Below are 19,927 nucleotides of genomic sequence, written 5' to 3' on the forward strand. Positions count from 1 at the left end.
ATGTCATTGTCGTCGCTCATAGGCCAAGAGTATGATTGGGCCATGCAGCGTCTTCAAGCCTTCAAATACGAATTGATGCCGAACGGCGAGCAGCAGCGCAACATGCGCCGTTATGCCGGATCGTGCCGGTTCGCCTATAACAAGGCGCTGGCGTTGCAGAAACAGCGTTACGATCAAGGCGAAAAGAAGCTCAGCTATGCCGGTCTGTGTAAGCAACTCACGGAGTGGCGCAACAGCACGGAAACAGCATGGCTGGCCGATGCACCAGTCCATCCTCTTCAACAGACGCTCAAGGACTTGGAGCGGGCCTACACAAATTTCTTCGCAAAACGGGCCGACTTCCCGCGTTTCAAGAAGAAGGGTCTGGGCGACAGTTTCCGCTATCCCGACCAGAAGCAAATCAAGCTTGATCAGACCAACTCGCGTATCTTTTTGCCCAAGCTGGGCTGGCTGCGATACAGGAACAGCCGCGACGTACTCGGTGAGGTACGCAATGCCTGCGTCAGGCTTTCGGGCGGCAAGTGGTTTGTTTCGATCCAGACTGAGCGGAAGGTCGAGCGACCTGTGCCGAAAGCCACCAGCGCCATCGGCATCGACATGGGCATCGCTCGCTTTGCCACCATGAGCGATGGCACTTTCCTCGCGCCGCTCAACAGCTTTAGGAAGCACGAAGCCAGACTGCGCCGTGCGCAGCGGGCGATGAGCCGCAAGACGAAATTCAGCAACAACTGGAAGAAGTCCAAGGCCCGAATCCAGCGTATCCACGCACGCATCGGTAACGCCCGCCTCGACTACCTGCACAAAGCCACGACCACGATCAGCGAAAATCAAGCGATGGTGTGTATCGAGGACCTGAAGGTACGGAACATGTCCAAGTCAGCGGCCGGTTCAAGCGGGCAACCGGGCAAGAACGTCAGGGCCAAGTCCGGCCTGAACAAGGCCATCCTCGATCAGGGTTGGTACGAGTTCGGGCGTCAACTGGAATACAAGCTAGCGTGGAATGGCGGCTGGCTAATAGCTGTGCCGCCACAGCACACCAGTCGCACGTGCCCTTGCTGCGGGCATGTATCTGCCGAGAACCGGCAGAGCCAGGCGAGCTTCGCCTGTGTGGCATGCGGCTATGCGAATCACGCCGACGTGGTCGGCGCGATCAACATTTTGGCGCGGGGGCACCGCGTTGCAGCCTGTGGAGAGTCGGCGTAGTCAAGCCGCTCTACGAAGCAGGAACCCACCGAAGTGACTACGTAGAGCATCACGTAGCGCCGTAGGAATCCTCGTCCTTTCCGCCGTAGCGGCAGCCGAAGGCTGAGGACGGGGAGGATGCCAAATATGGTACGACCGCATCACCTTCGAGCGGCTGCTCGAAGAAGAAACCTTGCCCGAAGTCCAGAAACGCATCCGGCGCGGCATGGAGCGCGCCGCCGACCGCACCCACGAGTCGCTGCTGCCCAAGCTGGCCGAGCGCATCGGCGACCGCTGGTCGATACTCGATACGCCGCCGGCTATCTTCCGCGTGCGCGGCGAGCAGACGCTGTTCGGGACGGGCAACGACTGGCTGGCCGCCAGCGACGCGGATCTGGCGCTGGACCAGGCCTACAAGGACTACCTGTCCACGCTGGCTCCCGACCGGCGCCAGCTGCTCGGCCATTTCACGCGCCATGACGTGGCCTTCAAGGTGGTCGGCGCAGGCAGCGTGGGCACGCGCTGCCTGGTACAGCTGATGGTGGACCAGCATGAGAAGCCGCTGTATTCCTGCAGGTCAAGGAGGCCACCAGGTCAGTGGTGGCGCGTTACTTCAAGAGCGCGCCGAGCGCGCACGAGGGCCGCCGCGTGGTCGAGGGCCAGCGCCTGATGCAGGCCGCGAGCGACCTGTTCCTCGGCTGGACCAAGGGGCCGTTCGGGCGGCACTTCTATATGCGGCAGCTGCGCGACGTGAAGCTGTCGGCACAGATCGAGCTGATGGATGGCGACCTGCTCGGCCGCTATGCCTCGCTGTGTGGCTGGGTGCTGGCGCGGGCGCACGCCAAGGCCAGCGGCCTGGCCGCCGAGGTCAGCGGTTACCTGGGCCGCAGCAACCGCATGGCCGACGTGATGGTAGGCTATGCCAATGGCTATGCCGACCAGGTCGAGCGCGACTACGATCAGTTTGTCGCCGCGTGCCGCTCGGGGCGCCTCGAGGCGCGCACCGATGCCGACATGGCTGCTGATTTCCGCGTGTAGCCCACGCGTCTTGCCTGGCCAGGAGTCTGCCCATGACAGAAGACACCCTGCTGCAACTGATGACGGAAGTCGAGAAGGAAGACCCCATCGACTACGCCGACCTGCCATTCGACGACGCCGCGCTGCGCCGGCTGGCGTGCCGCCTGATCGCCGAGCGTTCCAGCGAGATGGAGGCGTCCGGCCTGCCGGTGGAAGCACTGCTGGCCACGATGTGGGCCTCGACCGCCAAGCTGGTGCTGGAGAACCTGGTGCTCAACGCGCGCCTGCTGACGCTGCAGGGCCTGCCCGACGACGCCCAGGCGCTGATCGAGCGCATCGCGCGCCAGTCGCGCGGCGGGGCCTGAACGCGCCAGCCTGACTGCGCGGCCCGCACCCCGGGCAATGTGCCGCAATCATCTCAAGCTGCGGCGGCTCTGCCGTTTCGCTAAAATACGCGTTTTCACCCAGCCGGTCCGCGCTGTGACTGACACGCGGCGGAGGCGGCTGACCAGGAGGATTTCGGTGATCAAGTGGATAATCGTCGCGGGCTACCTCGGTGCCGTCCTGTATGTGCACTTCCGCGGCAAGGTGCGCCTGCGCATCTGGCGCCAGCTGCTGGACCATTCGGCCCTGGTGGCTCCAATCAACTGCTTCATGTATGCGTTCTCGGGCGTGCCTCGCACGCCGTACATCCCGGTCGACAACTTCCCCGACCTGGAAAAGCTGCGCGCCGCCTGGCCCGAGATCCGCGATGAAGGGCTGGCGCTGGCCGCGATGCGCAAGATCAAGGCCGCGGACAAGAACGACGACGCCGGCTTCAATTCCTTCTTCAAGTACGGCTGGAAGCGCTTCTACCTGAAGTGGTACGAGGCCCAGCACCCGTCGGCCGAGCAGCTCTGCCCCAAGACTGTGGCGCTGCTGCGCGAGCTGCCCACGGTGAAGGCAGCGATGTTTGCCGAGCTGCCGCCGGGCGGCAAGCTCAACCCGCACCGCGACCCGTTTGCCGGCTCGCTGCGCTACCACCTGGGCCTGGCCACGCCGAACGACGACCGCTGCTTTATCGAGGTCGACGGCGAGCGCCACAGCTGGCGCGACGGTGAGGGCGTGGTCTTCGACGAAACCTACCTGCACTGGGCCGAGAACCGCAGCGATGCCAACCGGCTGATCCTGTTCTGCGATATCGAGCGTCCGATGCGCTACGGCTGGGCTGCGAAGTTCAACCACTGGATGGGCCGCAAGGTCATGACCGCGGCCAGCTCGCCCAATGACGAGCACGACCAGACCGGCATGATCAACCGGCTGTTCCGCTTTGTCTGGCTGGGCGGCCAGTATCGCCGCCGCTTCAAGGCCTGGAACCGCCAGCTTTACTACGTCACCAAGTTTGGCCTGATCGTGCTGGGCGTGGGGCTGATCGTCTTCCTGTAAGCAGCAAGAGAGCCGGCGCAAGCCGGCTCTTTGCCTTGGGCGGGCAGCGAGCGCCGTTCACATCCCGCATTGCGACCCTGTTCCGGAGATCCCGATGCGCGTCCGCTCCGCACTGTGGCTGGCCGCCGCCCTTGGCGCCGCCGCTTGCACCACGACACCTGAAGAACGAGCCGCCAGCAGCGCCGCTGCCGTCGGCAAGCCCAACCCCGCCTCCATCAACTGCACGCAGCGCGGCGGCAAGCTGCAGATCGTGTCGACACCGGCCGGCCAGTCCGGCATCTGCACCTTCCCGTCCGGCAAGCAATGCGAGGAGTGGGCGCTGATGCGCGGCCAATGCACGCCGGGCTGAGCCGCCAGGCTTCAATCGCGGCGGCGTTCGTTGGCCAGCGTAGTGTAGTAGTCGCGCTTGGCCTGATACATGCGGCTGTCGGCCAGCTTGACGATCTCGTTCAGCCGGTCGCCTTGCAGGCAGGTGGCGTGGCCGATGGAAAAGCTTAGGCGTGCTCCCGGGTAGAACTGGTTGTTCAGCTCCACCACCTTGCCGATCTGCTCGATCACCGTGGCAGCGCCGCGCTCGTCGCGCCCGGGCAGCAGGATCATGAACTCGTCGCCGCCGATGCGCGCCACGCAGGCCTGCTCGCCCACCGCCTTCTTCAACACCTCGCCGGTGCGGCGCAGCAGCCCGTCGCCGTCGGCATGGCCGAACTGGTCGTTGACCACCTTGAGGCCGTTCAGGTCCACCGCCACCACGCTGACCGGCCACGGGCCCTTGCGGCCCAGCCGCGCCAGCTCGTCCTCATAGTAGGCACGGTTGTAGAGCTTGGTCAGCACGTCGTGCTTGCCCAGGAACTCGACATAGGCCTCGGCCTTCTTGCGCGCCGTGATATCGGTCAGCGACACGAGCACCTGGTCCCAGTCCGCTTCCCGCCCGGGGAACACCGACCACTGCATGAAGACGTCCACGGCGCGGCCATCGAGCGCGTAGTTGATGACTTCGCGCTGCTGCCACAGCTTCTCGTGCCAGAGGTCGATCAGCTGCTCGGCAAAATGGATGCGCATGTCGTCGCGGAACACATCGCCCAGCCGCGACAGCAGGACTTGCTTGCTGTCCGCGCCGAACATCTGCAGCGTCTGCTGGTTGACATCGAGCACACGAATCTCCTGCATGCAGCGCGAGACAAAGTCCGGATGCACGTTGAGGAAGGTGCGGAAGTCGGTAATGCCGGCGCCGCGGACCTCATCGAGCAGCACCTTGACCGCGCTGAAGTCCTCCACCCACAACGACACCGGCGAATGCTCGAACAGCCCCAGCGCATATTGCTCGCTGCGGCGCAGCTCGCGCTCGGTGCGCATGCGCGCGGTGATGTCCTTGATCGACAGCAGCACGCGCTCCCAGGTGTCTTCGTGGCCCGGCATCACCGTGGCCTCAAGCTGGATGTCGAGCCGCTCGCCATCCAGCGTGTAGTTGACGGTCTGGCTGGCGAAGCGATTGCCGCCGTCCCACAGCTGGCCGAGTTCCTCGACATGCTGATCGAGCATGTCGTCGCGGAACACGGTGTCGAGGTTGGCCACCAGGTCGTCGAGATCGGCCGCGCGGAACAGCTCAAGCGTGCGCCGGTTCACGTCGATCACGCGGATCAGCGCCGAGCATTGCGCCGCTTGCTGCGGGTTCGCGCGCAGGTGGGCGCGCAGGTCGGCGACACCTTCCTTGCGCAGTTGCGCAAAATACTCGCGCACGGCGCTGAAGTCTTCCAGCCACAGCGAGACAGGTGCTAGTTGGAACAGGGTTTGATAGTCGTCCAGGTTGTTGCCGGCAGGGTTGCCGACACCCTTGCCGACGGACGTTGCCGCGGATGCACTGCTCAAGGCTTTTCTCCTTTTTCTTTTTCCCGTGGTGCACGGCGCCCGTGGTCGGTCTTCGCACCCGGAGACCAGCCGGGCAGCCCCTGCGCACCAGCGCATTAGGATAGGCGAGGCACCGGCAAAAGGGGAGGGATATTGCAGGCAGGCGCCAGGGCTAGCCTGCCAGCCGCTGCACGATGGCGGCCAGCGTGCCCAGCGCCCGCTCGATCTGCGCCGAGCGCGGCGTGCCGCAGTTGACGCGCAGGCAGTGGTCGAAGCGCCCGGCGTTGGAGAACATCACGCCCGGCATCACGCGGATGCCGGCCTGCAGCGCCTGGTCGAATACCGCTTCGGACGACACCTGCGCGGGCAGCTCCACCCACAGGTGCATGCCGCCGCGCGGCGAGCCCAGCCGCGTGCCGGCGGGAAAGCTGGCGGCGATGGCCTGCGCGAACCATTCGCGCTGCGCGCGCAGCCGGGTGCGCAGCCGGCGCAGGTGGCGGTCGTGCGCGCCGGAAGCCAGGAAGTCAGCGGCCGCCATCTGCGACAGCATCTCGTTGGGCCGCGACAGGCCGAACTTGAGCATCTCCACCCGCGCCTGCCATTTGCCGGCGGCGATCCAGCCCAGGCGCATGCCGGGCGCCAGCACCTTGTGCAGCGAGGCGCAGTGGATCACGTTGCCGCTGCCATCCCAGGCCTTGGCCGCGGCGGGCGGCGCATCGCTGTCGGCGGTGGCCGAGAAGCAGTCGTCCTCGATCAGCGCGATGCCGCGCGCTTCGCACCACTGCACCAGCCGCGCCTTGTGCGCGTCCGGCATGATGCAGCCGAGCGGGTTCTGCAGGTTGGGCACCACCGCCACCGCGCGGATGTTGTCGTAGTGCTGCGCGGCCAGCTCCAGCGCCTCCAGCGAGATGCCGGTCTGGGGGCTGCACGGGATTTCCAGCGCGCGCATGCCCAGGCTTTCCAGGATCTGCAGCAGGCCATAGTAGGTCGGGGACTCCACCGCAATCACGTCGCCCGGGCCAGCCACCGCGCGCAGCGCGAGGTTGAGCGCCTCGGTGCAGCCGTGCGTGATGACAATCTCTTCCGGTGCCAGCTGCACGCGATTGCGCAGCGCCTGGCGCGCAATCGCGGCGCGCAGCGGCTGGTAGCCATCGGACTCGACCGCCTCGCCGAACAGCTGCGGATGCCGGCGCAGCGCACGCGCCGCGGCACTGCGCAGGGCCTCGGTCGGGTAGAGCGACGGCGCGCAATAGGCGCCGCCCAGATCGGTATGCACGTGCTCATGCTGGCTGCGTGCCAGCAAGCCTGAAATGCGCTGGTGGATGCCAACGTACTGGGCCGGGTCCGGCAGCGCGGCGGCGGGCTCTGACAGTCCGGCCAGCGGGCCGCGCAGCGGCGCGGCAACAAAGTAGCCCGAGCGTGGGCGCGCTTCCAGCAGGCCGTCGCCTTCCAGTTGCCGGCATGCCTGCAGCGCGGTGGACAGGCTCACGCTGTGCAACGCCATCAGCGCACGCACCGACGGCATGCGGTCGCCGGCGGCGAGCGTGCCGGATTCAATGGCGCGGCGGTAGTGGCCGGCAACCTGGCGGTAGAGCGGGGTGGTGTCCATGGGGGGATCGTGGCGTGGTCGGCCGCATCGGTACAGATACAGAAGCGGGGCCCCTGTATCGTAACAGCCCGAAATCCTGGTTGCTGTTCCGGTTCAGGTGCTGCACCGGTGTGCCTGCCGCATGCGCTGGCCGGTCGATAGGCTGGAGTCCTGTGCCTGTTACCGGAGTCCTGTCATGCAAAGCGATCTCAACGACACTTCAACCGTAATGCCGCTTTCGGCCGGCCAGTGCCTGCGCGTGCGCGTGGCGGCGGGCACCGTGCTGCGTGCCGGCGTGGGTGAGCTGGAGGTTGCTGGGCCGCCGCAATGGCTGGCCGATACCTGCTATGTACCGCGGCGGCGCCTGCGCGCGGGCGACATGTGGATCGTGCCCGCGCGCGGCTGGCTGGCGGTGTCGGCCAGCCGTGCCGGCGCGCTCTTGGTCACAGCCCCGCCGGGCTGGCTGCCCCGGCTGCGAGCCTGGCTGGCGTGGTCCTGGCGCCGCACCGGCCCGGCTCGCCAGCCCGTATCCCGCCCGATTCCCGACTCCGCGCCCGAAAGACTATAAAATTGCGCTCCGGCCGGCCTGGCACATTGGTGTGCCCAACCCCCCGGCCGCAGTTCTCGGGTTCCCCATGCTACGTCTAAGTGAAGTCAAACTCCCGCTCGACCATACCGAAAGCGACCTGGACGCCGCCGTGCGCACCAGCGCCGCGCAGATCGGCGTCAAGGGAGACGGCCTGATCGGCTATACCGTGTTCCGCCGTGCCCACGATGCGCGTAAGCGCTCGGATATCAAGCTGACCTACATCATCGATATCGAGGTGCGGGACGAGGCCGCTGCCATCCAGCGCATGGCCGGCAAGCCGCACTGGAGCGTGACGCCCGACATGGCGTACCACTTCGTCGCGCGTGCCCAGGCAGGCAGCACGCATCCGCGCCCGGTGGTGATCGGCATGGGCCCGTGTGGCCTGCTGGCCGGGTTGATCCTGGCGCAGTCGGGCTTCCGCCCCATCATCCTGGAGCGCGGCAAGGCAGTGCGCGAGCGCACCAGGGACACCTTTGGCCTGTGGCGCAAGAGCGTGCTCAACCCCGAATCGAACGTGCAGTTCGGCGAGGGCGGTGCGGGCACGTTCTCGGACGGCAAGTTGTACAGCCAGATCAAGGACCCGAAGCACTATGGCCGCAAGGTGCTCAACGAGTTCGTGCGCGCCGGTGCGCCGGAAGACATCCTGTACAAGGCACGCCCGCATATCGGCACCTTCCGGCTCGTGAGCATGGTCGAGAAGATGCGCGCCGAGATCACCGAGCTCGGTGGCGAGATCCGCTTCGAGACGCGCGTGGACGATATCGACATCGACGGCGGCCAGGTGCGCGGCCTGAAGCTGTCCACCGGCGAATACCTGGAAGCCGACCACGTCATCATGGCGGTGGGCCACAGCGCGCGCGACACCTTCGAGATGCTGCATGAGCGCGGCGTGTTCATGGAGGCCAAGCCGTTCTCGCTGGGTTTCCGCATCGAGCATCCGCAGGGGCTGATCAACCGCAGCCGCTTCGGCAAGTTCGCCGGCAACAAGCTGCTGGGCGCGGCCGACTACAAGGTCGTGCATCACTGCAGCAACGGGCGTTCGGTGTACAGCTTCTGCATGTGTCCGGGCGGCACGGTCGTGGCGGCTGCTTCCGAGCCGGGCCGCGTGGTGACCAATGGCATGAGCCAGTACAAGCGCGCCGAGCGCAACGCCAATGCCGGCATCGTGGTGGGCATCACGCCCGAGGACTATCCCGGCGGCCCGCTCGCCGGCATCGAATTCCAGCGCAAGTGGGAAGCGCGCGCGTTCGAACTGGGCGGCAGCAACTACTGCGCGCCGGGCCAGCTGGTGGGTGATTTCATCGCGGGCCGGGCATCGACCGCGCTGGGCTCGGTCGAGCCTTCGTACAAGCCCGGCGTGACGCCGACCGACCTGAGCACGTCGCTGCCTGACTACGTGATCACGGCGATCCGCGAGGGCATTCCCGAGATCGACAAGAAGCTGCCTGGCTTTGCCCTGCATGATGCCGTGCTGACCGGGGTGGAAACGCGCACCTCGTCGCCGCTGCGCATCCGCCGCAACAACGATGACTACCAGAGCATCAATGTGAAGGGCCTGTACCCGGCGGGCGAAGGCGCGGGTTATGCCGGCGGCATCTACTCCGCGGCGATCGACGGCATCGAAGTGGCCGAGGCCGTGGCGCTAAGCATCGTCGGCGGCAAGGCCGCCTAAGCCTGCTGCAGGTAAGCCGCGGCGCCGAGCGCCGCGGTGCGCCCGCTGGCAAAGCACGCCGTCAGCAGGTAGCCGCCGGTGGGCGCTTCCCAGTCCAGCATCTCGCCCGCGCAGAACACGCCGGGCAGCGCGCGCAGCATCAACCCTTCATCCATCGCTTCGAAGCGCACGCCGCCAGCGCTGCTGATCACTTCGTCGATGGGCCGCGGGCGCAGCAGCCGCAGCGGCAGCGCCTTGATCGATGCGGCGAGCGTGTCGGCATCATGCATCGCTTCCCTGGACAGGCATTCGCGCAGCAGCCCGGCCTTGACGCCGGTGAGGCCGAGCCGGCTTTGTAGGTGGCTCGACAGCGAGCGCGCGCCGCGCGGATGCTTTACCTGCGCGCTGACGTGCTCGGCGCTGTGCGCCGGCAGCAGGTCAAGGTGGATGGTGGCGTCGCCATCGGCTTCGATGCGGTCGCGGATCGGCGCGGACAGCGCGTAGACCAGGCTGCCTTCGATGCCGGTTGCGCTGATGACGAACTCGCCCTGGCGGTAGTGCGCGTGTTCATCGCGATCGGCTAGGGCGATCGCGACGGGCTTGACCGGCTCACCGGCAAAGCGCTCGGCAAATGCCTCGCTCCACGCTACATCGAAGCCGCAGTTGGCGGGCCGCAGCGGCGCAATCTCGACGCCGCGCTCGGCCAGCCGCGGCACCCATGTGCCATCCGATCCCAGCCGTGCCCAGCTGGCGCCGCCCAGCGCCAGCACCACCGCGCGTGCCTGCACGACCGTTTCACCGTGCGGCGTGGCAAAGCGCAGCGCATGCTGCGCGCTCTCGTCCCAGCCCAGCCAGCGGTGGCGCATATGGAACTGCACGCCGGATTCGCGCAGGCGGTGCAGCCACGCGCGCAGCATCGGCGCGGCCTTCATGTCGGTCGGGAAGACGCGGCCGGAACTGCCGATGAAGGTTTCGATGCCAAGCCCGTGCACCCACTCGCGCAGGGCCTGCGGGCCGAAGCCCGCCAGCATCGGCGCGATCTGTGCGGTGCGGGCGCCATAGCGGCCCAGGAAGGCCGGCTGCGGCTCCGCATGGGTCAGGTTCATGCCGCCCTTGCCGGCCATCAGGAACTTGCGCCCGACCGACGGCATCGCGTCGTAGACGGCCACACTGGCACCCTGTGCCGCCAGCACTTCGGCCGCCATCAGCCCGGCCGGGCCGCCGCCGATGACGGCAACGTCTAGGCTGGCTTGAGAAGGGGAGGAAGTGGCGGAAGAGGGCATCAGGAGGCTCGGCAGGGGGCAGGGTGTTTCCGCCGCGGATTATAGAGCCTGCGGCAGCGCTAGAATGACGGTTTGCCGCGCCTTGCCATCATGACCTCCGCCACCCACTCCGCAGACACCGTCATCGCCGCCACCCGCCACTGGCTGGAGCGCGCCGTGATCGGGCTCAACCTGTGCCCGTTCGCCAAGAGCGTGTATGTGAAGGAGCAGGTGCGCTACGTGGTCAGCACCGTCACCGAGGCGCCGGACGTGATGGACGACCTGGAGCGCGAACTGCGCCTGCTGGCCGATGCCGACCCCGATCAGATCGACACCACGCTGCTGATCCTGCCGGATGCGGTGGCGGACTTCCTCGACTTCAACGACCTGCTGTATTTTTCCGAGCGCCTGCTCGGCAGCCTCGGCCTGGAAGGCACGCTGCAGATCGCCAGCTTCCATCCGCAGTACCAGTTTGCCGGGACCGAGCCGAACGATATCGAGAACTACACCAACCGCGCGCCGTATCCGATCCTGCACCTGCTGCGCGAGGATTCCATCGCCCGCGCGGCGGCGGCGTTCCCGGATGCGGCGGATATCTATGAGCGCAACCAGGCCACCATGCGCCGCCTGGGCCACGACGGCTGGCAGCGCTGGATTGCGGGCGAGGACGAACCCGAAAAAGGCTGATTACGCAGCCGGCGCCGGCGCGGTAAAGAAGCGTTCGCGCATCTCTTCCAGCCCCAGTCTTTCCAGCACCTCTTCCAGCCGCTCGGCCGGGCGGCGGCGCGGCAGGTCCTTGTACTGCGCGATGATCAGCTCGTTCTTCATCGAGTGTTCCCAGCCCACCAGCTCGGTCACGTTGACCTGGTAGCCATGCGCCTCCAGCTGCAGGCAGCGCAGCACATTGGTCACCTGGCTGCCGAACTCGCGCGTGTGCAGCGGGTGGCGCCAGATCTCCGTCAGCGGATTGCCCGCCAGCAGCTTGCCCTTGTGCTTGCGCAGCACGCTGGCCACTTCGGCCTGGCAGCACGGCACCAGCACGATATGGCGGGCCTCCTTGGCCAGCGCAAAGCGGATCGCATCGTCGGTGGCGGTATTGCACGCATGCAGCGCGGTGACGACGTCGACAGTGGGCGGCAACTGCGGCGAGGTGATCGAATCCGCCACCGACAGGTTCAGGAACGACATCCCCGGAAAACCCAGCCGCGCGGCCAGCGCCTGCGAGGTCTTCACCAGTTCTTCACGGGTTTCGATGCCGAAGATGTGCGAATCGTCCTGCAGCGCCTTGAAGAACAGGTCGTACAGGATAAAGCCCAGGTACGACTTGCCGGCGCCGTGGTCCACCAGCGTGACGCGGCCGCGCTCGGCCTTGACCTCCTGCAGCAGCGGTTCGATGAACTGGAACAGGTGATAGACCTGCTTGAGCTTGCGCCGGCTGTCCTGGTTCATCTTGCCGTCGCGCGTCAGGATATGGAGTTCCTTGAGCAGTTCGACGGACTGGCCGGGGCGGATTTCGTGGGTATTTGACATGAGGGGGGACTGCACAGGCTGCGGGACGCGGCGCGTCCCGGAATGCCGACAGTTTACCGAAAAGTCCCCAAGGGCCCCTGAGTGACGTGGACCTCACCGGCTCGGGCGTGGTGCAGCGGAGTCGTCGGCATCGCCAGCACGGGTGGGCTTGAGCGAAATTGCGCGCCGGTGCCGGAGACGAAAATTTGCCGGGATAAGCCCGAAGACACCGATGCCAGAATCGACAAGGTCGACAAAATTGCCGAAGCGGGTTGTTTGGCGTTGCTGTTGTTGTGTAACCTCGGGTTCGTGCCGCAACCGGCGCTGGCGGCGATGGAGGTGTCGCGCTCCGAAGGCGTGCAGATCATCACCACGCGACGTGCGCCGCCGGCCGCAAGCAGCGCCGTGCCGGCTTCCGCGCCACAGGCGTCGGCGCTGTCCGGACGCGGCAACGCGCCCGACCTCGCGCAGGCCGCCGTCGCGGGTGCCGCGCAGGCGGCGATTCCGAGCGTGGCGGCCAGCGATGAGCGCGAGCTGGTCAAGCGTGCGCTGGCCGAAGAGCAGCGCGGCATGAACGAGGCGATCGCGAATTACGCGCGCGCCAGCAAGGCCGGTGCCAGCCCGGAAACGCTGGCGCCGCTCGAGCGCGAAGTCCGCGCGCGGCTGCAGAAGATCGACATGCTGATGCGCGCCCCGCATTGAGGCGCGCACCGGATAGGCCGGCATCACAAAAAGAAGAAGGGGAAGTACCTTGAAGGGAATGACGTTTGGACTGACGACCCGCAAGGCCGCCATCGGCCTGGGCGTCGTGGCCTTGCTGGCCATGGCCGGTTGCAAGAAGAAGCCCGCTGACAGCGCCGCTGCGCAAGGCGATGCGCAGCCCGCGCCCGCAGCGGCCTCGGCCCAACCCGCGGCATCGGCGCCGGCGACGCCCGCGCAAACCAACGTTGCCGGCCTGTGGTCCGGTGCATTCGTGGTCAACCGCGACAAGGAAGACCGCTCGTGGTATCCGCTGCTCAATGAGATTCCGGACCATGCCGGCTTTATGCGCAACGGCAGCCGGCAGGAGCTGGTGATTGCGCTGGCGCAGGCGTCATCTGTCGACGTGCTGCGCTTTCGCGGCCTGTCCGATGCCGGGGCGCGCAGCAATGCGCGCCATGCCCGCGTCGAAGCCTCCGCCGGCGGCACGCAAGGCCCCTGGACCGTGATCTACGATGCGGACCTGCCGGGGCAGGATGGCTACGATACCCGCGTGCCGCTGGCTCAGCCCGTCAAGGCCGGGGCACTGCGCCTGACGCTTACCGGCAACCGCTGGTCGGGCGACCAGGACGAGGGCCAGATCGGCCTGCAGCAGTTCATGGCCTATGGCAAGCCCGAGGCCGCGGCCGACAAGGTGCGCCAGGTGGGCGGCATCTACCAGTTCCCGGTGGAATTCGGTTCGTCCGGCTACGTGCTGCTTCACCAGGACGGCGCGGCGGTGGAAGGCTGCTATGTGGAAGGCGACTACAGCAACAAGCAGATGAAGATCACGCAGGTGCTGGGCACGATTTCCGGCGGGCTGGAAAACGGCGCCCTGCTGGCCTTCCGGCGCACCACCGAGGGCGCGCCGGAGAAGGGCGCAATGGCATTCAGCCCGGACGGCAGCCATGCCTACGCCGCGCTGGTGAAGGGCGATGCGCGCACCTTCGACAGCGTGCGCGAAGCCGGCGGCTGGCGCCTGGCGGACCAGGCGCCGCCGTGCTTCCCGAAGGCCGAGGCCGCCCCCGATCCCATCGGCCAGGCCCTTGAAGGCGCAGGCCGCGTGCAACTCTACGGCGTCAACTTCGAAACCGATTCCGACGTGCTGAGCGCGGCGGCCCGGCCGCTGCTGGACCGTGCCGCCAAGGCGGTGCTGGCGCATCCCGACTGGCGCCTGCGCGTGGAGGGGCATACCGACAGCACCGGTGGCGACGCGCGCAACCAGCCGCTGTCCGAGCGCCGCGCCGCCGCCGTCAAGCGCTACCTGGAAAGCGCCGGCGTGCCCGCCGACCGCCTCGATGCCAAGGGCTATGGCGCCACCCATCCGCTAATGCCCAACGACACGCCATTCGGCCGCGCGCAGAACCGCCGCGTGGAGCTGGCCAAGCAGTGATGCCAGCGCTTGTGGCCGCGCCGGCGCGCGGTGTGGTGGCGGCAATGCTGCTGGCGGGCGCGGTGCCGGCCGGCGCCGAGATCGTCATGCATGCCGACCGCGGCAGCGGCGTGACCTTCCTCACGTCGCGCAGCGCCGGGACGGCAGAAGTGGCTCCCACTGCGGCGCCCGCTGCGTTGCCGGCGCGGGCGTTTATTGGGCTGCCGACGCAGCCGGTGGCAAAGGCTGCCGTCGTCGCTGGCAAATCCCCACCCTCTGAGCTGGTTGCCCTCGCGCATCGCGCGGCGCAGGCCGCGGCAGTGGACCCGCATCTGCTGATGGCCATGGTGGAGGTGGAGTCAGGCTGGAACCCGCAAGCTACTTCCGTCAAGGGTGCCATCGGCCTGAGGCAGCTGATGCCGGCCACGGCACGCATGCTGGGCGTGACCGATGCCTATGATCCGGCCCAGAACCTGCAGGGCGGTGCGTCCTACCTGGGCGGCTTGTTGTCGCGCTTCAACGGCGACACCAGCCTGGCCCTGGCGGCCTACAACGCGGGCGAAGGCGCGGTGCTGCGCCACGGGTCGCGCATCCCTCCGTTTGCCGAGACCCAGGCCTACGTGCCGCAGGTGCTGGGTCGCTATGCGCGCTTGCGCAGCGGCCAGGACGACAGCGCTGCAGCGCCCTTGCGCCAGCCGGCGGCGCCGGCGCAGCGAAGCGGCCTGGTCATTGTCTCGTTCCAGAAAACCCCCGCCTCCGTGGTGAAGAAAAAGGAGAAATCATGAAGTCGTACTGGATCCCGCGTGCCTGCCTGCCGGTCATGCTGGCGCTGGCCGTTGCCAGCTGTGGCAAGGAAGAAGGGCGTTCCGCCGCGGCCAGCGATGCCTTGCCGAAAGCCTGCCAGGAAGTCGAGGCCGCGCAACGCGCCTGCACCGAGAACATGGCGGCCAAGCTCGACAAGTCGGGGCAGGCCGCGGCCGCCCAGACCCTGCGCGACGGGCTGCCCGGCGAGCTGGAATCGATCCGCACGCGCTGGGCCGGCGTCTCCGACAAGGATGGCCTGGCGCAGTCCTGTGCGACGGTGCGCGACAGCTTCCGCGACATGCCGCAGTGCAAGGATTGACGCCTGTCCGCCGCAGCGCCAGCGTGCCGGCGCCTTGTTGAACAGACCCTTCTATGAGGGCGAGGATGTCAAGCTCCTCCGGGATTGAATTTCCATAGACATGACTGGCGCGATGCTTTCTCCTTGCAAGCCTCGAATCTTCGTGGGCTGACACGGCGTGAAACCGAGGTCGGGGTTACTTAAGGCCGGGACCCAGCCCCGGTCTACCTTCTATCCGTGCCCGGCGCAAGGCCGGGTCACCACATACCGCATGCGCGAAGCGCTGGAACACCCCTGTTACCTGCGCGCGCCCCATCTAGAAGAACGGCTACCCGCTGGGGGCAGCCCGAGTCTGTTACGGGCGCGCTGACCTGCGATCGTTACCGCTTAGCCTTCCATACTCAGGCGGCATCACGTTGCGACTGGTTTGAAGCTGGCCTGGACTGGAATCTCGCCGTACTCGAGATAGCGCCACAGGCCAATAGCCAATCGCCGTGCCAGTGCCACAATACCGATGCGCCGCATGCGCTTGCCACCTGGCGCAAAGCGCTCATTGAACCATTGGGTGAGCTGACTTGCAGGCTGGTAGCGTAACCAGCTCCACGCCAGTTCAATCATCAGCCAGCGGGCTCGTTTGTTGCCAGCCTTGCTGATGCCTTGCTCGACCTGGCTTTCGCCGCTGCTGTAGGGCGTCGGCGCCAAGCCCAGGGAGCTGGCGACTTCGCGTCGGTTGTGAAAGTTCCGCCAGCCAAACAGTTCCTTGACCAGGATCCAGGCACTGCCGACGCCAATCCCGCGCAGCCGCGCGAGCAGGGCGATCGCCGGCTGCGCGCCGGTCTTTACGGTCGCGTGCTGCTGGGCTTCGATCGTCCTGATCTGCGTAACCGCCAGTGACAGTCGCGCGACACTGCGCTCGATCTCGGCGCGCAGCCCCACAGGCAGTTGCGCGCCATGATCGTTCCACCAGTGCGCCCAGGAACGGCCGCCGACGTGGGCGACCCGCAGGTTGTGCAATACCAGCAGCGAGCGAATTCGGTTGCTGAGGGCGGTGCGTTCCTGCCTGAGTCGCCCCAGTTCCCGGTGCAACCGCCGCTCGTCTTCTTGCTCCGGGGTGGGAACCCGCGCGACGCCCCACACGCGTCGCTCCCCCGCGTGATAACGCAGCAGCATCGAGAGCAGCTTGTCGCCGTCGAGCCGGTCGGTCTTGGCACGTCGTGCACGCCGGTTGACTTCGATACTGGACGAGTCCACCACCAGGTTATCAATGCCTTGTTCGGTCAGCCAGCGGTGCAGCCAGAAGCCATCGCGGCCAGCCTCGTAACAGCTGCGGACCGGCACCTGCGATGTCAGTCCGCAGCGTGCTTTGGCCTTGGCAATCGCTCGCAGGACCGCGTCCTTGTCACCGGCCGCCACCGTATACCGGCTCGGCCCGCGTACGCCGTCGCCAAGCGACAGCTTCCAACTCTTCTCGCCCAGTTCGAAGGCCATATACAGTCGACCAATAACTGCCCTATCCTGTCCTTGAAGGGCTGTGTCAGGCGCATTCATTTGCAGGCTCCTTTCGTAAAACGGGTTCGTGAAGCTTCGTTTTACTCCAGGGGGCTTATCTGTCCAGCCCTTCCATAGTATCTAATGGAGAGGCGACAGATGCCGAAGAAATCCGACCGCGCGACCGCGCGTCAATCCCTCGACCGCCGCACGGCGCTTGGCGCAAGCCTGGCCCTGGCTGCGCTGCTGCTCCCGGCAGCCGCTGCGGCCGGCGTCTGCGATGCGCCGTGGATGCATGACGGCGGCGAGATCCGCATGACCATGCAGGGCGGTGCGCCGGGCACGGCGACCATGTCCGTGTCCGGCGTGCGCAAGTCGGGCAAGGGCCAGTGCAATGCCAATATCAGCGTCGTGTCGAATGTGGCCGCGGCCGGCTCAGCCAACGAGACGCGGCTGGACTACACCATGGCGGTGATCGAAGACCGCCTGACCATCTCGCGCGGCGGCGCGCCGGGCAAGGTCGAGGGCAAGAGCGCCGCCGGCACGGCATCGGGCATGCTCGACAGCAGCGCGGTCGGCACGCTGGCCTACGGCGGCGTCATTGAAGCGGAAGGGCAGCGGCTGCCGGGCGAGTCGCAGACCGTGCGCATGGACCTGCAGATGACCGCCGCCGGCCAGAGCGCCGGCCAGGCCAAGATCCCGTCCGCCAAGGTCACCATCGGCGGCAAGGTCGTCGGCAAGCGCGCGACCATTCCCACCCGCCTCGGCCAGAAATCCTGCTGGCCGGTCCGCTACGAGCGCAGCACGACCATGGCGCCGGTCACCGTGGCGGGCCACACCGTGTCGGTGCCGCCGGCGACCGCCAGCGTCACGGACTGGTACTGCCCCGACATGGGCCTGGTCATGAAGCAGGAGGTCGTGCAGAACGGCCAGACCGGCACCATCGAGGTGGTCTCGGTCAGATAACCCGGGCATCGTCCGGATCATCCCCCCACGCGGGGTGCTGTGCGCTAAAGTTCTCCGCGCGGCTGCCGTTGGTTATGGATCGATAACAAGCGGAGCGCCGGCACCCGCCGCGCGGCTCCACAAGACGATTCAGGGGACGCATGACGCATGAGTCGGGTTTGCGCCTGGAACTTGCCGAGCCAGGCGAGCAGGTGCATGCGCGCTACACGCCGCAGCCGGGCAGGCTGCCGCCGGACCAGGCCAGCCTGCGCCAATGCCTGGACAGCCTGGGCTGGGCCGGCGCGCGGCTGGATGCGCGCGCGGTGGCGCAGTTCCTGGCGCAATGCCAGCGGGCCGAGCATGAGATCGATGCCACCATCGGTGCGCTGATCGACGGCGCCTTCGAGCTCGACATCACCGCCGACGGCCTGGCCGTGCGGCTGACGCTGCTGCCAGCCGAAGGCGGCCGCCCGGTCAGCGCGGAGGACATCCGTCGCGCCGTGGCCGAACGCGGCGTGGTGGCACCGGTCCAGACCCTGGCATTGGACGCCGCGCTGGCCGAAGGCCGTTGCGAGCTGCGCACCATTGCCGCCGGCGTCGCGCCGCGCCAGGGTGAGCCGGCGCGCTTTATCAACCTGCTCGAACCGCGCAAGCCGGCGCAGCCTGACGACGAGGCCGGCAAGGTCGACCTGCGCGACCTGGGCAACCTGCTGCTGGTCAGCCCCGGCACGCCGCTGATGCGGCGCATCCCGGCAGTGCATGGCAATGACGGCATCGACGTATTCGGCAAGCCCGTCGCCGCCGATCCGGTCGATGATCCGCCCTTTGCCGAAGGCCTGACCGGCGCTGCCGCCGATGCCGACGATCCGGAGCTGCTGCGCGCGGTGATCGCAGGATCGCCGGTGGTGGGCGTGCACGGCATCTCGGTCAGCCCGGTGGTGCAGGTGGACTCGGTCGACCTGCACTCAGGCAACGTGGCGTTCGACGGCACGCTGCGCGTGTCGGGCGATATCCGCACCGGCATGTCGGTCAATGTCAGCGGCGACGTGGTGGTCGAGGGCACCATCGAAGCCGCCAACGTCGAGGCCGGCGGCAATGTCATCGTCAAGGGCGGCATCATCGGCAAGGCCGACACCGGCCGCGCCGAAGGCGGCATCAGCCGTGCCAGCGTGCGCTGCAAGGGCGCGGTGAAGGCACGCTTTATCGAGAACGCCGTGGTCGAGGCCGGCACCGCGGTCAACGTCGAAAGCGGCATCCGGCAGAGCGATGTTGCTGCCGGCGAGCGCATCGTGGTGGGCGGCACCGGCGCGCAGGGTAGCATCAGCGGCGGCCGCAGCCGTGCCTTGCTGGCGGTGCGCGCCGCGGTGCTGGGCGCACCGGCCGGCACCGCCACCAGCATCCAGGTCGGCCTGAATCCATTTGCCGACGCACAGCGCGCCGCGCTGGAAGCCGAGCGCCGCCGCATGCTGGCAGAGCAGAACAAGGTCAAACAGCTGGTGGATTTCTTTGCCAAGCATCCCGAGAAGGCCGTGGGTGACCTGCGCGAAAAGGCGCGCGCGACACTGTTCAAGCTGTCGCGCGACCTGTTCGAGCTGGAGGCACGCCTGACCGAACTGGGGCAGCAGATGCAGCCGGCCGCCGAGGCCGTGATCGACGCCGCGCGCCGCATCCATGGCGGCGTCACGCTGCAAGTAGGCAGCCGCGTGCTCAAAGTGATGGAAGACAAGCCTGGCGGCCAGATCCGCCTGGTCGACGACCGCATCGTCGTCAGCTGAACGCGCGCTGTTATCCGCGGGGATTTGTACTATGCTGCAGTTATGTCCTGGGGTGCCGCAGGATGGGCGAGAGAGCTAGAGTCGGGCAGTGAATGAAGAAGCGGATCAGCACTCTGCGGAAGCGTTACACGGAACCAACTCACGTGGCACTGGAATAACCGGAAGGCCAGCCATCAAGGCTGGCCTTTCTGTTTTCCGTGATGGCTGCCAGGCGAACTACACTGAAGGTGCAACCATTATCCAAAGGAGGTTGCTATGGCCGCCACCTTGATTACCGCGCTGGTCCTGATCGCCCTTGTTGCGTGCGCCGCATTTACCATCTGGATGTTGCGGGAAAAGAACCCGACGCTGCTGCAGCAGCAGGAGCAGTCAGTGCGCACATGGTTTGATCACATGATCCATCGCCACTGACGCCTGGCGATTCGATTTCGTGCAGCCC

19 protein-coding genes and 1 pseudogene are annotated in these 19,927 nt (G+C 67.0%); 15 read left to right on the forward strand and 5 right to left on the reverse strand.

Annotated features, from left to right (window positions below; translation table 11 throughout):
* Window positions 1-42: 42 nt before the first annotated feature.
* From CNE_RS04455 to CNE_RS04475, 5 genes and pseudogenes are all read left to right on the forward strand, one after another.
* Window positions 43-1,203 (forward strand): RNA-guided endonuclease InsQ/TnpB family protein, encoded by a 1,161-nt coding sequence (locus CNE_RS04455; RefSeq protein ID WP_049800599.1) that lies wholly within the window; start codon window positions 43-45, stop codon window positions 1,201-1,203.
* Window positions 1,204-1,315: 112 nt separating this feature from the next.
* Window positions 1,316-2,220: pseudogene (locus tag CNE_RS04460) on the forward strand (DUF2252 family protein); the annotation flags it as partial.
* Between the two features lie 32 nt (window positions 2,221-2,252).
* Window positions 2,253-2,564: a hypothetical protein gene (locus CNE_RS04465; RefSeq protein WP_013955947.1), complete on the forward strand. Its 312-nt coding sequence runs from the start codon at window positions 2,253-2,255 to the stop codon at window positions 2,562-2,564.
* A 157-nt stretch (window positions 2,565-2,721) separates the two neighbouring features.
* Window positions 2,722-3,624 carry a lipid A hydroxylase LpxO gene (gene lpxO, locus CNE_RS04470; RefSeq protein ID WP_013955948.1) on the forward strand — a complete coding sequence of 301 codons (903 nt, stop codon included), beginning with the start codon at window positions 2,722-2,724 and terminating at the stop codon, window positions 3,622-3,624.
* A gap of 94 nt (window positions 3,625-3,718) precedes the next feature.
* Window positions 3,719-3,973, forward strand: a complete 255-nt coding sequence (locus CNE_RS04475; protein ID WP_013955949.1) for a putative hemolysin — start codon at window positions 3,719-3,721, stop codon at window positions 3,971-3,973.
* A gap of 11 nt (window positions 3,974-3,984) precedes the next feature.
* On the opposite strand, the gene CNE_RS04480 is transcribed toward CNE_RS04475, so the two are convergent.
* Together CNE_RS04480 and CNE_RS04485 are read right to left on the reverse strand one after the other, a co-directional pair.
* Window positions 3,985-5,490, reverse strand: coding sequence for a sensor domain-containing diguanylate cyclase (locus tag CNE_RS04480; protein WP_013955950.1), 1,506 nt, complete (start codon window positions 5,488-5,490; stop codon window positions 3,985-3,987).
* A gap of 151 nt (window positions 5,491-5,641) precedes the next feature.
* The gene (locus CNE_RS04485) at window positions 5,642-7,078 is read right to left on the reverse strand and encodes an aminotransferase-like domain-containing protein (RefSeq protein WP_013955951.1); all 1,437 of its coding nucleotides are present in this window, start codon (window positions 7,076-7,078) and stop codon (window positions 5,642-5,644) included.
* Between the two features lie 175 nt (window positions 7,079-7,253).
* Here CNE_RS04485 and CNE_RS04490 point away from each other — a divergent pair, with 175 nt between their 5' ends.
* Both CNE_RS04490 and CNE_RS04495 read left to right on the forward strand, forming a co-directional pair.
* Window positions 7,254-7,625: a hypothetical protein gene (locus CNE_RS04490; protein ID WP_013955952.1), complete on the forward strand. Its 372-nt coding sequence runs from the start codon at window positions 7,254-7,256 to the stop codon at window positions 7,623-7,625.
* 67 nt (window positions 7,626-7,692) lie between these two features.
* On the forward strand, window positions 7,693-9,318 hold the full coding sequence (locus CNE_RS04495) for an NAD(P)/FAD-dependent oxidoreductase (RefSeq protein ID WP_013955953.1): 1,626 nt from the start codon (window positions 7,693-7,695) through the stop codon (window positions 9,316-9,318).
* Here CNE_RS04495 and CNE_RS04500 read toward each other — a convergent pair.
* Window positions 9,315-10,580, reverse strand: coding sequence for a TIGR03862 family flavoprotein (locus CNE_RS04500; protein WP_013955954.1), 1,266 nt, complete (start codon window positions 10,578-10,580; stop codon window positions 9,315-9,317). The genes CNE_RS04495 and CNE_RS04500 overlap by 4 nt on opposite strands.
* 90 nt (window positions 10,581-10,670) lie before the next feature.
* Here CNE_RS04500 and CNE_RS04505 point away from each other — a divergent pair, with 90 nt between their 5' ends.
* Window positions 10,671-11,246 (forward strand): DUF1415 domain-containing protein, encoded by a 576-nt coding sequence (locus CNE_RS04505; RefSeq protein WP_013955955.1) that lies wholly within the window; start codon window positions 10,671-10,673, stop codon window positions 11,244-11,246.
* Here CNE_RS04505 and CNE_RS04510 read toward each other — a convergent pair whose 3' ends face one another.
* Complete coding sequence (locus CNE_RS04510; RefSeq protein WP_013955956.1) at window positions 11,247-12,089, reverse strand: class I SAM-dependent methyltransferase; 843 nt, start codon at window positions 12,087-12,089, stop codon at window positions 11,247-11,249.
* A 267-nt stretch (window positions 12,090-12,356) separates the two neighbouring features.
* Between CNE_RS04510 and CNE_RS04515 the strand changes: the two genes are divergently transcribed.
* Genes CNE_RS04515 through CNE_RS04530 form a run of 4 tightly spaced genes read left to right on the forward strand, consistent with a single transcriptional unit; the run spans window position 12,357 to window position 15,301 of the window.
* Window positions 12,357-12,770 carry a hypothetical protein gene (locus CNE_RS04515; protein ID WP_238553043.1) on the forward strand — a complete coding sequence of 138 codons (414 nt, stop codon included), beginning with the start codon at window positions 12,357-12,359 and terminating at the stop codon, window positions 12,768-12,770.
* Between the two features lie 58 nt (window positions 12,771-12,828).
* Complete coding sequence (locus CNE_RS04520; protein WP_013955958.1) at window positions 12,829-14,199, forward strand: OmpA family protein; 1,371 nt, start codon at window positions 12,829-12,831, stop codon at window positions 14,197-14,199.
* Window positions 14,199-14,963, forward strand: coding sequence for a lytic transglycosylase domain-containing protein (locus CNE_RS04525; RefSeq protein ID WP_013955959.1), 765 nt, complete (start codon window positions 14,199-14,201; stop codon window positions 14,961-14,963). The genes CNE_RS04520 and CNE_RS04525 overlap by 1 nt, the downstream gene beginning before the upstream one ends.
* Window positions 14,960-15,301, forward strand: coding sequence for a hypothetical protein (locus CNE_RS04530; protein WP_013955960.1), 342 nt, complete (start codon window positions 14,960-14,962; stop codon window positions 15,299-15,301). Before CNE_RS04525 ends, CNE_RS04530 begins: the two co-directional genes overlap by 4 nt.
* A gap of 390 nt (window positions 15,302-15,691) precedes the next feature.
* Here CNE_RS04530 and CNE_RS04535 read toward each other — a convergent pair whose 3' ends face one another.
* Window positions 15,692-16,828: an IS110 family RNA-guided transposase gene (locus CNE_RS04535; protein WP_013951806.1), complete on the reverse strand. Its 1,137-nt coding sequence runs from the start codon at window positions 16,826-16,828 to the stop codon at window positions 15,692-15,694.
* A gap of 99 nt (window positions 16,829-16,927) precedes the next feature.
* Here CNE_RS04535 and CNE_RS04540 point away from each other — a divergent pair, with 99 nt between their 5' ends.
* The 3 genes from CNE_RS04540 (at window position 16,928) to CNE_RS41685 (ending at window position 19,899) form a co-directional block, all read left to right on the forward strand.
* Entirely contained in the window at window positions 16,928-17,734 is an 807-nt protein-coding gene (locus CNE_RS04540) for a hypothetical protein (RefSeq protein WP_013955961.1), read from the forward strand.
* A 140-nt stretch (window positions 17,735-17,874) separates the two neighbouring features.
* On the forward strand, window positions 17,875-19,488 hold the full coding sequence (locus CNE_RS04545) for a DUF342 domain-containing protein (protein ID WP_013955962.1): 1,614 nt from the start codon (window positions 17,875-17,877) through the stop codon (window positions 19,486-19,488).
* 255 nt (window positions 19,489-19,743) lie between these two features.
* Window positions 19,744-19,899 carry a hypothetical protein gene (locus tag CNE_RS41685; protein ID WP_013955963.1) on the forward strand — a complete coding sequence of 52 codons (156 nt, stop codon included), beginning with the start codon at window positions 19,744-19,746 and terminating at the stop codon, window positions 19,897-19,899.
* The last annotated feature ends 28 nt before the right edge of the window (window positions 19,900-19,927 follow it).

Source organism: Cupriavidus necator N-1, assembly GCF_000219215.1.
GTDB classification, from domain to species: domain Bacteria; phylum Pseudomonadota; class Gammaproteobacteria; order Burkholderiales; family Burkholderiaceae; genus Cupriavidus; species Cupriavidus necator.

Coding starts and splice junctions, on each gene's coding strand:
- CNE_RS41685 (WP_013955963.1), top strand. CDS start 19,744: ATGGCCGCCACCTTGATTACCGCGCTGGTCCTGATCGCCCTTGTTGCG.
- CNE_RS04505 (WP_013955955.1), top strand. CDS start 10,671: ATGACCTCCGCCACCCACTCCGCAGACACCGTCATCGCCGCCACCCGC.
- CNE_RS04540 (WP_013955961.1), top strand. CDS start 16,928: ATGCCGAAGAAATCCGACCGCGCGACCGCGCGTCAATCCCTCGACCGC.
- CNE_RS04495 (WP_013955953.1), top strand. CDS start 7,693: ATGCTACGTCTAAGTGAAGTCAAACTCCCGCTCGACCATACCGAAAGC.
- CNE_RS04455 (WP_049800599.1), top strand. CDS start 43: ATGCAGCGTCTTCAAGCCTTCAAATACGAATTGATGCCGAACGGCGAG.
- CNE_RS04545 (WP_013955962.1), top strand. CDS start 17,875: ATGACGCATGAGTCGGGTTTGCGCCTGGAACTTGCCGAGCCAGGCGAG.
- CNE_RS04510 (WP_013955956.1), bottom strand. CDS start 12,089: ATGTCAAATACCCACGAAATCCGCCCCGGCCAGTCCGTCGAACTGCTC.
- CNE_RS04485 (WP_013955951.1), bottom strand. CDS start 7,078: ATGGACACCACCCCGCTCTACCGCCAGGTTGCCGGCCACTACCGCCGC.
- CNE_RS04475 (WP_013955949.1), top strand. CDS start 3,719: ATGCGCGTCCGCTCCGCACTGTGGCTGGCCGCCGCCCTTGGCGCCGCC.
- CNE_RS04490 (WP_013955952.1), top strand. CDS start 7,254: ATGCAAAGCGATCTCAACGACACTTCAACCGTAATGCCGCTTTCGGCC.
- CNE_RS04520 (WP_013955958.1), top strand. CDS start 12,829: ATGACGTTTGGACTGACGACCCGCAAGGCCGCCATCGGCCTGGGCGTC.
- CNE_RS04535 (WP_013951806.1), bottom strand. CDS start 16,828: ATGAATGCGCCTGACACAGCCCTTCAAGGACAGGATAGGGCAGTTATT.
- CNE_RS04500 (WP_013955954.1), bottom strand. CDS start 10,580: ATGCCCTCTTCCGCCACTTCCTCCCCTTCTCAAGCCAGCCTAGACGTT.
- CNE_RS04525 (WP_013955959.1), top strand. CDS start 14,199: ATGCCAGCGCTTGTGGCCGCGCCGGCGCGCGGTGTGGTGGCGGCAATG.
- CNE_RS04530 (WP_013955960.1), top strand. CDS start 14,960: ATGAAGTCGTACTGGATCCCGCGTGCCTGCCTGCCGGTCATGCTGGCG.
- CNE_RS04465 (WP_013955947.1), top strand. CDS start 2,253: ATGACAGAAGACACCCTGCTGCAACTGATGACGGAAGTCGAGAAGGAA.